Genomic DNA, 12150 nt, shown 5'->3' with positions numbered 1-12150 from the left:
ACTATCCCCGGTCATAGATTCCTATTGACTGCGCCGCGCTGATAGCCATTGCCCAATCAATGTCTTTTTCTTCGTTCAGAATTTTTGCCGCATTCAAGGATATATCCAGCAGTTCTGCGGCTTCCAGCGCGGAATATCGCTTTACAAGGTCTGCAAGCCTTTTCGCCGCCTGTCTTGTCCCCTCGCTGGGTTCGTCCCTCAACTTCAACCACCAAAGGGGATTGTTGCGGTATTCCCCATACTGGCAGTTGTCACAATCTTTCGCCGGACAGTAATTGCAGAACCGTTCGTGAAAGGCTTCGTCCCACGGCCCCTCAATGCAGGGCAAGGACGCAAGGAACGCCGCCAGCGTTTCCGGGCTTTGCGTGATTCGTTCAAATTCTGTCACTGTCAAAACCTCCTGTTTAATTCTCGCGGGCTTATGCTCCCGCCGTTTCCGTCGCTTCCTCCGCCGCGACGCGCCCGCGCCGCTTGAAGTTCGCTTGTAACCTCTGCTGGGCAAGAACGGGGTTGTATGCGGGCCGCTGGTTGCGGTCAAGGATAACGGCCCCGCTTTCGTCCGTTTCTTCCCCGCGCTTTAATTCAAGGTAGATCGTTTTCACGCTCATACCCAGCCGAACCGCTATGTCCGCCGCACGGTCGTTTGACTGATACCATGCGGAAATCTGCTTTCGGTCTGCGAATGTCAAATATCTGTATTTCCGCAAGATTTCTCACCCCCGGTTCTGTTGTTCTCCTATTTCTTTGCAAAAAAATTAGGCTACACAGGCCGTTTGACCTTGTGTAACCTAATTGTAATGCTTGCACGCGCTAAAAAAATTTCAAAAAGCACTTGCAATTTTCTTTTCCTTGTGCTATAATAATCAAGCACTCAAAGAGAGATAAGAAAATTATATTTCGCGGGGTGGAGCAGTTCGGTAGCTCGTCGGGCTCATAACCCGAAGGTCGTAGGTTCAAATCCTGCCCCCGCAACCATGAAAAACCTAGGAAACAAGCGGTTTCCTAGGTTTTCTATTTTTATGCAAAAGGGCGCAGATTCCCCTTGATTTCCAACTTTTTGTCAACTCCCTTTTTCCTTATGCTTTTTTGAGGAACACATCAGCCAGAATATCCGCGCTGCGCTGGTCAGCTTCCTCCATGACGTGGGCGTAAATATTTGCTGTGGTGCTCACCTGCGCGTGGCCCAGCCGCTTGCTGATACTCACGCTGTCCACGCCGTTGAAGTAGAGCATAGATGCCATAGTGTGACGGAAAGCGTGGGGATTGATGTGTGGCAGGCCGTGGCGTTTGCTGAATTTGTTAAGCCAGTCAGTCACGCTGTCCGGGTGCATCGGTTTCCCAGTGTCTTGTGCAAACACAAAGGCCTGGTCTTGGTAGTAGGAACCCAGCCGCAGGCGTTCTTGGTTCTGCCATAGGCGGTATTCCTGCAGGAGCAACACAGTCTCATGGGGGAGGGATACGAAGCGGTCGGAGGTGGCGGTTTTGGGTGTACTTTCATATATGCCGATGTCTTTCGAGTAAAGGACAGAGTTACAGATGTGGATGTGGCCCCTCTCAAAGTCCACCTTATCCCATTTCAGTCCTAGCACTTCCCCGCGCCGCGCACCAGTAATCAGCAGTAAGTGGGTGATGGTTTTCCATTTAATAGGCTCTGTGTCCAGGGCCTCCCGGATTGCGGCAACTTCTTCCGGCTGGAAATAGTTGACTTCTTTCTGCTGGACTTTCGGCAGCGATGCCCGGTTTGCCACGTTGAAGGGGATAAGGCCCTCTTTCTCCGCTTGGTCGAGCACAGTGGAAATCAGGCGGTGATGCTCTATGATGGTCTTTGGAGAAAGCCCGCCGCCAGTACGCTTATTTTGCCCTGGCTTGCCCAATTCTGTATAGAGAGTGTTCAGATGATCAGCGCGCAAGTTCTTTAGCTTGATATGCCCGATAGCTGGGTAAATGCGTTCGGCCAAGTCCTTATAGCGGGCTATGGTGGAGTGCTTCGCCCCCCGACTCTCCTTTAACTCCAGGACGTAAGCACAATATGTCTGGAAGGTCTGACGGCTGTCCGATGTGATTCCCTCCCGGCATTCCTTCTCGAAGGTCGCGGCAAAAGCCTCGGCCTTTTTTCGTGCGCTCTTTTCTGTCCAGGTGGGCTTGACCTCGAAGGTGGCAATATAGGGTTTTAACTGCTTGCCATCCGGGCCGCGGCCTCGGTGGACGCGGATGTAGTAGCTTATCAGTTTGCCGGATTTGTCCCGGTGCTCTCGGATGTTAGCCATTTTCCTCCTCCTTCATGCCTAAAATTTCCCGATAATCAACCTCCGTATTCGTGCCGCGGAATTGAATATCCCACTCTTTTAGCATCTCATTCATTCCGGTCGTGGAAGAAAAATGCTCAAAGAAGATGGCGTTTGACCATTGGATTCGGGCTTCTTCGTCACCTGCTTTTTGCAATGCCTGCTCTTGATTTTCTAAAAGCCAGCGGTATTTTATGACGCTGCGCAAAGATTCCCGGAACTTGGGATGAGTGAAGAGAGCGTGGAGAGTGTTCGGGTATTTTTGTGAAAATGCCCCTAAATCCTTGAGAAAAGCCACGCAATCCTCGTCCATGCCCAGGAAGCGGCAAGCCCCCTCCATGTCCATATCGAAACTTTTAGCCCCGCCTTGTCGGCCTACGAGCCAGTCTACAGACACGTCAAAGAACTCCGCCATTTGCAGCAGTTTGTCGGCATTGGGCTGGCCGATGCCCATGGTGTACTGACTTACCGCCTGCCGGGAGATGCCCAGTTCACGGGCTACCGCTGTGATAGTGGTGGGCTTTTCCTCTATCAGTTGGCGCAGACGGGTCGGGAATATATCGTTGTATTTGTCAGACATAAATTTTACCCTCCTTGCAAATGATTGATTTTCTTGCGATTTGAGTTTTTCAGAAAGATATCTTGACTTAATATTTTTCTTGCTCTATACTTAGTATAGCAAGCTGATTGACCATTGTCAAGGCAAAACAGAAAAAAATACAGAAAGCGAGGAATTCTATGGACAAAAACACGATGGAACAGAAGGCGCGAGAGATGCAGCGGGAATACCAACGTCAATGGCGCAAGAAAAATCCGGATAAGGTGAGGGAGAAAAACCGCCGTTATTGGGTGAAGAAGGCCCGAGAGCAGGCAGAAAAGGGGGTGGATTGATGGAACGACGCTTTATGACCATCCGTCAAACCGCCAAGCTGGGGCTTTTGAGCGAGTACCAGTTACGGCTCTGGCAGAAGCAGGGCAAACTGCCGGGGGTGTACTCCGGGGTGAAATTCATGGTCAATGTGCCCCAACTGGAAGAAAAGCTGGAGGAGATAAGTCGGAATGGGGGCGCGGCATGAGGTTAGAAGAATTTCAGCCAAACTACAACCCCCGCTATGCCCGGAGCGACATCGGCAATGGGAATCTTTTCGCTGACTACTACCGTGACACGGCCCGGTATGTACCCGAAAGGAAGCTGTGGTACGTCTACTCTGGCAAGGTGTGGGAGCCGGATACGGGCAGTCTGAAAGCCATGGAGTTGTGCAAAAAATTGGCGGACGAACTGGCCATATATGCCCTGTCTCTACCAGAAAGCCCCCAGCGGGACAGCTATCGTAAGTTTGTGGAACGCTGGCAGATACGGCGCAACCGGGAGACGATTTTGAAGGATGCAGCTAGCGTTTACCCGGCAAATTTGTGTGACTTTGACAGCAAGCCGCACCTGTTCAACTGCAAGAACGGTACGCTGGATTTGCGCACAAGGGCCTTTCACGAACACACGCCAGATGATATGCTGGCAACCATGTCGGGTGTAAAGTATGATCCGGACACCCGCTCGGCCCTGTGGGAGAAGACTGTGGCGGACGTAATGCAGGGCGATAAAGACTTGGCAGCTTATCTCCAAAAGGCGCTGGGTTATGGCTTGACTGGCAACACAAGCGAGGAGTGCTTCTTCCTCCTGTATGGCCCCACTACTCGTAACGGCAAAGGTACAATTATGGAGACGTACATGAAAATGCTGGGTGGCTACGGCAAGGCGGCTCGGCCTGAAACGATAGCTTTGCGGCAGAATTTTAACAGCTCGGGACCATCGGAGGACATAGCCAAGCTGGCTGGTGCACGGGCGGTGAACATCAGCGAACCAGACAAACAGATGGTTTTGTCGGCGGCGCTGGTCAAGACCTTGACGGGCAACGACACCATGACGGCCCGGTTTCTTAACGAAAACAGCTTTGAATTTAAGCCACAATTTAAGCTTTTTATCAACACAAACCATCTACCAAAGGCAAATGACGTGACGATTTTCAGTTCGGGCCGGGTGAAAGTTCTGCCGTTTAACCGACATTTTGACGAGGACGAGCAGGATAAGTCACTGAAAAAGGAACTGGGAAAGGAGTTGTCCGGCGTGCTCAACTGGTGCTTAGAGGGCCTGTGGCTGATGAAAGAAACGGGCTTTGAACCACCACAGGCAGTGCTGGATGCTACGGGAAAATATCAGCATGACAGCGATAAGTTGACGAGGTTTGTGGAAGAAATGCTGGTGGCTGATCCGGCGGGAGAGGTCAGAGCGGAAACCGTTTATCAGGAATACCGGGAATGGTGCACACGCAACGGGCAGTTTGCGGACGCTTACCCGGCATTCAAGCAGGGAATGGAGGGGGTTGCGCAGATACGGAGAAAGCGGCCGAAGGGGGCCGGAAAAGCCATAAACCCTACGGCTATGTTCTGCGGTGTACAGCTTAAAATGGGAGCATAAGGGAAGTGGTGTGCCGGGTGTGTCTGCGGAATATAGGGGTAAAAATATTTGCTCTCGCGTAGAGAGGACTGTTTTTGTCTGACACACCTGGCACACCACTCGTTTTTGGCAACAAAAAGGGGAGCCGCAGGCCCAAAATTCTGAACGGCGGGAAAACGGCGTTCAGAATCCCAGCCAGCATCGCATTTGTACACACAAATGTAAGGACATTTGTGCGGACAAACGCCTGGGTAGGGGATTGCCCCCCATAACCCCAAAACCATAAAGCGCTGACGCGCAAAGGAGGGATTTTTTGACAGACAAAAGAAAATTTGACATACGGATTTCGCAGAGGGATTTCAAGCTGCTGGAGAGAAACGCCCGCAGGTGCCAGGTGAGCAAGTCGGAGTATATGCGCCGGTTGCTGAACAGGTGTGTGCCCAGAGAGGCCCCGCCCGCGGACTACTATGGCATGATGAGTGAGCTGCGTTTGATACGGGAGGATTTGGATACGCTTGCGCAGATGGCGGCGGCAACGGGGATGATGGATGCTGCTGCCGTTGAAGCAGAGCTGCGCAGGCTGCGGGAAGTCTCGGAGAAGATTGGGATGGCGGTAGCGGGGGAGTATGACGGGGACGAATAGAAAATGGTGGCCGAATATTTTTCGGTCACCAGAGAAAGGACGTGACGGCGAAGAGCGCCGTCACGTTGCACTTTCCTCTTGCGGTAGTGTCAAGAGTTTTTCGCAAAATAGTAAGCAGGTTCTGTGGGAAAGAAGTCAGCCGGCGATAGATGCGCCTTCCAGGCTTGCCTCTAAGTGCTTCATATTCATGTACCTCTTACTGCCCCACTGAGTACCGGCTACATGGTGCAGCCTGGCACAGACCAGCATGAGGGCGGAGTTTCCGTCCGGGAAACAGCCCACCACACGGGTGCGGCGGCGGATTTCCCTGTTAAGCCGTTCAATGACATTATTGGTGCGGATGCGCGTCCAGTGTTCGCTGGGAAAATCGCAGTAGGCAAGCGTCTCTTCGATGCCATCTTCTACCTTCTTGGCGGCTTCTTTCAGTTTCATGGAACGAAGTTCCTCTACAACTGCTTTCGCCTTCTCCCGGGCGGCTTTTTTGCTCTCCTGAGCATGGATCGCCAAAGTTTGCGAAGCAAATCTTTTGAGCATCTCTTGGCTACCAGCTTTACCTTGGAGCGAGGTGTTACCGAGAACACATTGCGGTAAAAGCGGACCGTACAGCGCTGGTACTTGGCCTCCGGGAACACTTCTCCCACAGCCTCCAGCATCCCCAGGCACTTGTCCCCAACCACCAGCTTGACCCCGTCCAGACCGCGGCCACGCAGCCATTGGAAGAAGCTGGCCCAACTGGCCTTGTCCTCCTTCATCCCCTCGGCGGCACCCAAAACCTCACGGTATCCATCCTCATTTACCGCAATTGCCACCAAGATTGCCACATTTTCATACTCTCCGCCCCAGTTCCGCCGCAGATAGATCCCGTCCACATAAATGTAGGGATATCTGCCGCCCTGCAAGGGCCGATTCCGCCAATCCTCAATATGGACGTAGGCTTTCTTGTTCAGTTCGCTGATGGTGGCCGGAGATACCTTGCTGCCCCACAGCGCCTCGGTGATATCCTCCACCCGCCGGACTGACACCCCAGCCAAATACATCTCGATAAGCGCTTCCTCCACACTGCTCTCCCGTCGGCGGTACCGCTCGATAATGGCAGTCTCAAAAGAGATCCCCTTGAGTTTGGGCACCTTCAGGGTGACATCACCGGAAGTCGTGGTGAGATTACGGCTGTAGTGGCCGCTGCGGTACCCCTGCCGCTGCTCATTGCGCTCGTACCGCGCCGCCTGGGTCAACTTCTCTGCCTCTGCCTCCAGCAGCTCGTTCAGCGTTTCCTCCACGCTGCCTCGCACAAGTTCCTTGATCTGACACTTGATTACTTCCTCGTTTAGCTGTACAATCTTCTCAGACATGGTTTGCTGTCTCCTTTCGGAATGGTGTGTGGTAACTTCATTCTACCAGAATTCTGCAAACTATGTCTCTTTTCCTTTTTGCGAAACTTATTCTACCTTATCCCTCTTGCTGGGGCCATGGCGTTTCGCGCCGTGACCTCTTTTCATCCAAAATATAGCAGTCTTTCAAAGCAACGTCAACGTCGCGGAAAAATGTCTGCAGCGAAAATAGTCCATCCATCGGTTTCAAGTGAAGCATGCCCCAGGAAAAAGAACGAGTAAGCCAGAAATGCACCTCTGCTCTACTGACTGGTTGCAGACAAAAAGGCCATGACCTTCCCTTAATTCCGAAACGAACGTCCAGCACACTTTTGACCACAAACTCTGTCTTGAACCCCGCCGCCTTATCTGGTGTGAGCTGAGAGACGGCTATGATTAAGCGCCATGGCTGCTGAATTTGAGAGCCAGTTGACCGATTCTTCTTACAAAGACCTGAGCTTTGCGGAACGCCTGGGCCTGCTGGTAACTGCCGAGTGGAACCGCCGCCAGACCAGCAGGGTGAACTGGTTTATCTGCAACGCCAAGTTCTCCACACCCTCTGCGACTGTGGAGAAGATTGAATATTATGAGGACCGGCAGTTGGACAAATCTCAGATGCTTCGGTTCTCTACCTGCCAATATGTTAACGATGGGTAGCACATTATCCTCAAGGGAGCCTCTGGAAACGGAAAAACCTACATAGCCTGCGCGCTGGGGAATGCTGCCTGCCGCCGGTTTAAGTCTTTCCTTTACATCCGTATGCCGGAACATCTGGACGAGCTGAATATTGTCAAGAGCAGCGGCGAGCTGCAAAAGCTGCTGAAATCATATAAAAAGGTTGCGCCTGGGATTAAGCTTTTTCTTTCATATCCTCTGTTCCAAAAAATTCCAAAATTTCTCTATATGCCGCCGTTACATTTTGTTTTCTAAAATCAATCAGATAGTCGGCGCACTCTTGTATGGAGTCTAGGCCGTTTTCAGCATCTATCAGCAGAATACCAGCTTTCTCCAGTGGTTTTATCCATTCAGATAAATTTTCGAATGCAGTGTAAAGCACCATCCTTATCAAATCTGTTTCGCTTCGGGAAGTCAGTAATGCTGCCTGATAGCTTTCTTTTTGGAGCAATTCCAGCAATTCTTTCATCTGTTGTAATGGGCCGCATAATGCAACAACTGGCATAGGCCATTCGCCTACCTTTTTGGGGGAATTACAGCCTGCCCACATAGGCAGATCAGCCAGCGTCAAGTCTTTTGACCGCATTTTTCCCAAGGCATATGGAGCAGCCATACTGTTCGTGCGGCGCTTGAAAAAACTGTTTTCCGCAGCAAGCCGTTCCAGTACAGGGGCAGTAAAATTGCCCACAATAAGGTTGCTGCCAATGGGAGAGTTTTTTTCCTGATAAAGACAGGCAGTTCCCGGTTCATAACGGACACCTGTCACCCATGGGTATGCCGCTGGAAAAACAATATGTCCGTTGTTGGCACAGGCGGCAAAAATACGGGTACCCTTATCTGCAAGCTGTTTTGTCAGCTTCCCCAGTTCCTCCGTTTCCAGCCAGTTTTCACTGCCTATGCTCATGCAAAGATAATCGGGTGATTTTTTTTATGTTATCCTGAAGGGCCATACAGACTTTCTCAAGTGCGACTTTCCCATCCCTGCCGGAGCAAGAATATCCAATTAAATGAATATGTCGTGACATGGCTTCTGCCAAAATAGAAGCGCATATTGTGCCATGGGATCGGATTCCCTGAAGTGGGGATTTTTCTACCCAAGCAGTGTCGTCATTCTCATATATCAGAATATGATTTCCAGATAAATCATATACGGCCTGAGATGAAAAATCATTATCTATAACAGATACTAAAAGTTCCTTCACAAGCCTCTACCCTTTATATTTGCAGCCTGTTGGCAATAATTCCCTCAATAGAGATCTAAAACGCCGGCTGCTCTATCCGAAAGATTCTTTGAACGATTCGCTCCACACAGTACAACAGACCTATCGACCACAGCACAAGGGCGCACCCGAAGAGAGCGCCGGGCAGAATGTGAGAAATGATGTGCAAAGGGAGTATGAAAGACTCTGTCCCCTCCCGGATAAAAGGCTCCTCTGTATACGTCAGAAGGAAAGGGTGCACTGTGTCAAGTGCCCAGAACAGCAGGGATACGCAGGCTGTGATATGCACCAAGTACCCCCTGCGCAGTATGTAGCGGCAAAACGCCAGGGCCAGTAGCGCCAGCAGGAACAAAATACCTAGCCCGATGATCCACACATAATCCATCTCTGTTATGATTCTGTCCTGAGTAAACTCCCAGTCGGGGTGCTTCAGGCGGGTTTCAATGTCCAACCAATAATTTTGAACCGTGCAAAGGACATAAATAGAACTGCCTATGCCGCAGAGGATGAAAAAGCTCCTCGGCCCTTTTTCAAGAGGGGCAAACCAGTTTGGCAGCGCCCTTTTCTCTCGCTTATTCATCTGTTTGGACACCTCCTGTTAAAACCCATGGTTTTCAACTCTTTCCTAAAATCCCGCACCCAAAATCCCACGCTTCAACCATGTTTTACTGTATATAAACCGCCTGTGCAATTTTCCTGATCTATCAGCATGACTATAAGCCGCATTATTCCCTCAAGTAGATAAACGCCATATCCTGCATCTGTTGGGCGCACTCCTCCGCGGTTAGCAAGTCCCGCATGTACTGGCTGCAAATTTCGTTAAGCTTTTCCAGCAGCTCCCGGCTGCGGTCATAGAAAACCACTGTGTCCACTTCCCCGCACCACTTGTCAATAGCCTGGATTTCTTCCCCTTGATCCTTCCCATAGTAAACCTCCATAGCCCGCTTGTTTACGTCACGGTTCACAGGGGCAAAGGCTGTGCGCAGATAATTGTCCGGATCCAGCTTCCGCTCGCTGTCCAGCACAAATTTTAAAAAGGCGAAAGCAGCTTCCTTGTTCTTGCAGGATGAAGTGACTGCCAGGCTTTTGGCTGTATACAGCCTGCCCCCTTCGTCTGTCTCCAGGGCCATCATGGGCGTGACGCTGGGGGAATCCAGCATATCCAGATAGTTTCCTGCAAACATCTGGTTAGCCGTCCAGAGGTTGACTATGCTGCAAAAGCCTCCGGAAAGGTTCCCGTCATCCGGCATCAGGGCAGCCCCTATCTGGGCATTTTCGCTGTAGAGCAGGGCTTTCAAGGCAGTGAGATACTGGATAAAGCTGTCGCTGTCCAGATCCGCTGTTTTTTCGTTTTCGTTTATCCGAGAGGAAAGCTCCGCAAAGTTGAAGCCGTCCCACAGGCAGTAGCCTAAAACAGGCAGCTCCGCGTATTCCGGCATCTCATTGGCCCGGGCCGCAAGCGCCAGCACCTCCGAAACCTTGATAGGTTTCCCCGTCCTATATTCCGCCTCCAACGCGTCCGCCGCCTTTTTGTCCAAGCGTATGCCCACCGGGGCAAACTCATAGGGCATGGCATAGAGCTTGCCGCCGCAGCGCATCCCATCCAGCACATTGGTGTAATACTTGTCCCCGGCAAAGTCTGGGTCAGCTTCCATCAGGCTGTCCAGTTCAGCTAGCACGCCGCTCATGGAATACCGCTGGGCGGGCAGCCACTCCATGTCCAGAATGTCTCCAGCCTCGCCGCTCATCAGTTCCACCGTGGTGCGGGTGATATAGCCGGACACATCGGAAACGGCTTCGCTGTCCTTCACCTCAATGTGGATATTCGGGTAGGTTTCGTTAAACTCCCGGATGTAGTCCTGCCATATTTCCACCGTCGCGTCAGAGGTGTAAGTGCACAGCACCAAGTCAGCCTCCAGTTTCGTGTCCGGCTGGGGCTTTTCCTCTGGCTCTGCCCCGCCGGAAGTGGCAGCAGCTTCCTGGGAGGATGGTTCAGACACTTTGGAACCGGAAGCAGTAAGCGCATCATACACCTTGTCCTGTTCGCTTTGGCAGCCTGCCACGCACAGCAGCAGAAGTATACACAAAGTCAGCGATAGCAGCCTTTTCATAGGAAACCTCCCTATTTTTGCACGGATTCTTTATTTAAAATTTTATCCCATCTAACGCACTTTGTCAATGCTATTGTCAATACTATAAAATTTAAAAGCAGAGATAAAGCTAGAAAAACATAATAGATATGTGATTTTACACACTGTATCTTTTTGATAAAATTTATAAGTGCATAAAAACTGATACCAATATCAAGGAACCCCTGATTTAATCTTCCCAATGGCAGGACAGGAAATGATATAATAATAAAATAGGGAAAAAGGCTGTCACGAAATGAAACAGGAAAGCTTCAGTGACATGGAATACTGCTGCCGGAAAAAGAAGACAAAGCGGGAAGAATTTCTGGAAATCATGGACGAGATTATTCCATGGGACGAATGGGTATCTCTGATTGTGCCCGCACCATCCCGCCGGGAAACGGGGCCGTCCGCCCGTTGGACTTGAAATTATGCTGCGGATGTATCTGCTGCAATGCTGGTTCAGCCTGTCCGACGAGGGCGTGGAAGACGCCATTTATGACAGCTATGACATACGCAGATTCATGGGGATCAACTTTTTTGAGCAGGATGTCCCGGGTGCCACGACCCTGCTTCACTTCCGGCATCTGCTGGAGGAGCAAGGCATCGGCAAGCTGTTTTTTGACGCCATCAACCGCTGCCTGGAACAGGCTGGACGGATGATGCATGGCGGCACGATTGTAGCCGCCACGCTGATAAGCGCGCCCAGCTCCACAAAAAACACGGAGAAAAAGCGTGACCCGGAAATGCACTCGGCGAAGAAGGGGAACCGGTGGCATTTTGGTATGAAGTGCCACACAGGTGTGGATGCCGGGAGCGGCTTTGTCCACACGGTAAAGGCTACCGCCGCCAATGTCCACAACGTCACGGTGGCGGCAGGGCTTCTGCGGGAAGATGACGAGGTAGTCTACGGGGACAGTGCCTACCTTGGGATAGAAAAACGGGAAGAAATCAAGAACAGTCCCCAGCTTTCTGCCATTACATACCGTATCAACTGCAGGCCGGGCCGGCTGCCCAAGATTTCAGACAACGCCATCGACCGGGAGCGGTATATTGAGAACCGCAAATCTTCTGTACGCTGTAAAGTAGAACATCCCTGCCAAAATTGTGTTACTATGATAAAGCGTGTTCAAAATAGAGCTTTGATTCATAGAATAAGCCAATGTGGTCAGCAAATATTTGCCGCCGACCACATTGGCTTGAATAGACTATGTAAAAATTGTCATTTCCCGAACAAATCGGCGTGGGTGTCCGTGCGAGCCAGATAAAGCTCATTCCCTTCACCCGGTAAATCGGGGAACCACTGAATAAATCGCGTTTGACGGCTTGGCACACATCACGCTGACATCCTTTTCCGTCATTGCACACAAAGTCTGCTT

General features: G+C 51.1%; 16 protein-coding genes, 1 tRNA gene and 1 pseudogene. 9 read left to right on the top strand and 9 right to left on the bottom strand.

Translation table 11 applies throughout. The features are described from left to right. Position 1: 1 nt before the first annotated feature. On the bottom strand, positions 2 to 388 hold the full coding sequence (locus tag VSQ30_RS14215; RefSeq protein ID WP_334462527.1) for a hypothetical protein: 387 nt from the start codon (positions 386 to 388) through the stop codon (positions 2 to 4). A 31-nt stretch (positions 389 to 419) separates the two neighbouring features. Next, on the bottom strand, positions 420 to 707 hold the full coding sequence (locus tag VSQ30_RS14210) for a helix-turn-helix domain-containing protein (RefSeq protein WP_201751309.1): 288 nt from the start codon (positions 705 to 707) through the stop codon (positions 420 to 422). Between the two features lie 191 nt (positions 708 to 898). Here VSQ30_RS14210 and VSQ30_RS14205 point away from each other — a divergent pair. Beyond that, positions 899 to 975 (top strand) — tRNA-Met (locus VSQ30_RS14205). Positions 976 to 1076: 101 nt separating this feature from the next. On the opposite strand, the gene VSQ30_RS14200 is transcribed toward VSQ30_RS14205, so the two are convergent. Beyond that, the gene (locus tag VSQ30_RS14200; protein ID WP_334464711.1) at positions 1077 to 2267 is read right to left on the bottom strand and encodes a tyrosine-type recombinase/integrase; all 1191 of its coding nucleotides are present in this window, start codon (positions 2265 to 2267) and stop codon (positions 1077 to 1079) included. Then, on the bottom strand, positions 2260 to 2865 hold the full coding sequence (locus VSQ30_RS14195; protein ID WP_305117423.1) for a helix-turn-helix domain-containing protein: 606 nt from the start codon (positions 2863 to 2865) through the stop codon (positions 2260 to 2262). Before VSQ30_RS14195 ends, VSQ30_RS14200 begins: the two co-directional genes overlap by 8 nt. A 158-nt stretch (positions 2866 to 3023) precedes the next feature. Between VSQ30_RS14195 and VSQ30_RS14190 the strand changes: the two genes are divergently transcribed. The 4 genes from VSQ30_RS14190 (at position 3024) to VSQ30_RS14175 (ending at position 5380) form a co-directional block, all read left to right on the top strand. Further along, positions 3024 to 3176, top strand: a complete 153-nt coding sequence (locus VSQ30_RS14190; protein ID WP_305117422.1) for a phosphatase — start codon at positions 3024 to 3026, stop codon at positions 3174 to 3176. Beyond that, entirely contained in the window at positions 3176 to 3361 is a 186-nt protein-coding gene (locus tag VSQ30_RS14185; RefSeq protein ID WP_305117421.1) for a hypothetical protein, read from the top strand. Before VSQ30_RS14190 ends, VSQ30_RS14185 begins: the two co-directional genes overlap by 1 nt. Further along, positions 3358 to 4758 (top strand): DNA primase family protein, encoded by a 1401-nt coding sequence (locus VSQ30_RS14180; RefSeq protein ID WP_334464709.1) that lies wholly within the window; start codon positions 3358 to 3360, stop codon positions 4756 to 4758. The genes VSQ30_RS14185 and VSQ30_RS14180 overlap by 4 nt, the downstream gene beginning before the upstream one ends. 292 nt (positions 4759 to 5050) lie before the next feature. After that, entirely contained in the window at positions 5051 to 5380 is a 330-nt protein-coding gene (locus tag VSQ30_RS14175) for a plasmid mobilization protein (protein WP_334464707.1), read from the top strand. Positions 5381 to 5515: 135 nt separating this feature from the next. Here the strand turns inward: VSQ30_RS14175 and VSQ30_RS14170 are convergent. Further along, positions 5516 to 6729 (bottom strand): annotated as a pseudogene (locus tag VSQ30_RS14170) (IS256 family transposase). Between the two features lie 423 nt (positions 6730 to 7152). Between VSQ30_RS14170 and VSQ30_RS14165 the strand changes: the two are divergent. Both VSQ30_RS14165 and VSQ30_RS14160 read left to right on the top strand, forming a co-directional pair. Beyond that, complete coding sequence (locus tag VSQ30_RS14165) at positions 7153 to 7404, top strand: ATP-binding protein (protein WP_334464706.1); 252 nt, start codon at positions 7153 to 7155, stop codon at positions 7402 to 7404. A gap of 3 nt (positions 7405 to 7407) precedes the next feature. Then, positions 7408 to 7677: an ATP-binding protein gene (locus VSQ30_RS14160; protein ID WP_334464896.1), complete on the top strand. Its 270-nt coding sequence runs from the start codon at positions 7408 to 7410 to the stop codon at positions 7675 to 7677. Here VSQ30_RS14160 and VSQ30_RS14155 read toward each other — a convergent pair. The 4 genes from VSQ30_RS14155 to VSQ30_RS14140 form a co-directional block, all read right to left on the bottom strand. After that, positions 7598 to 8326 (bottom strand): hypothetical protein, encoded by a 729-nt coding sequence (locus tag VSQ30_RS14155; protein ID WP_334464704.1) that lies wholly within the window; start codon positions 8324 to 8326, stop codon positions 7598 to 7600. The genes VSQ30_RS14160 and VSQ30_RS14155 overlap by 80 nt on opposite strands. Continuing rightward, the gene (locus VSQ30_RS14150) at positions 8310 to 8624 is read right to left on the bottom strand and encodes a hypothetical protein (RefSeq protein ID WP_334464702.1); all 315 of its coding nucleotides are present in this window, start codon (positions 8622 to 8624) and stop codon (positions 8310 to 8312) included. The genes VSQ30_RS14155 and VSQ30_RS14150 overlap by 17 nt, the downstream gene beginning before the upstream one ends. Before the next feature lie 55 nt (positions 8625 to 8679). After that, positions 8680 to 9222, bottom strand: a complete 543-nt coding sequence (locus VSQ30_RS14145) for a hypothetical protein (protein ID WP_334464701.1) — start codon at positions 9220 to 9222, stop codon at positions 8680 to 8682. 145 nt (positions 9223 to 9367) lie between these two features. Beyond that, positions 9368 to 10753: an ABC transporter substrate-binding protein gene (locus VSQ30_RS14140; RefSeq protein ID WP_334464700.1), complete on the bottom strand. Its 1386-nt coding sequence runs from the start codon at positions 10751 to 10753 to the stop codon at positions 9368 to 9370. A gap of 274 nt (positions 10754 to 11027) precedes the next feature. Between VSQ30_RS14140 and VSQ30_RS14135 the strand changes: the two genes are divergently transcribed. Both VSQ30_RS14135 and VSQ30_RS14130 read left to right on the top strand, forming a co-directional pair. Then, entirely contained in the window at positions 11028 to 11198 is a 171-nt protein-coding gene (locus VSQ30_RS14135) for a hypothetical protein (protein ID WP_237076389.1), read from the top strand. Positions 11199 to 11202: 4 nt separating this feature from the next. Next, positions 11203 to 12039 carry an IS5 family transposase gene (locus tag VSQ30_RS14130; protein ID WP_334464697.1) on the top strand — a complete coding sequence of 279 codons (837 nt, stop codon included), beginning with the start codon at positions 11203 to 11205 and terminating at the stop codon, positions 12037 to 12039. Positions 12040 to 12150 lie beyond the last annotated feature (111 nt).

Origin of the sequence: Acutalibacter sp. JLR.KK004 (assembly GCF_036941085.1) — a bacterium.
Taxonomy (GTDB): domain Bacteria; phylum Bacillota; class Clostridia; order Oscillospirales; family Acutalibacteraceae; genus Acutalibacter.
Note: the sequence above shows the minus strand (reverse complement) of the source record. Positions and strands in the feature narration are given on the sequence as shown.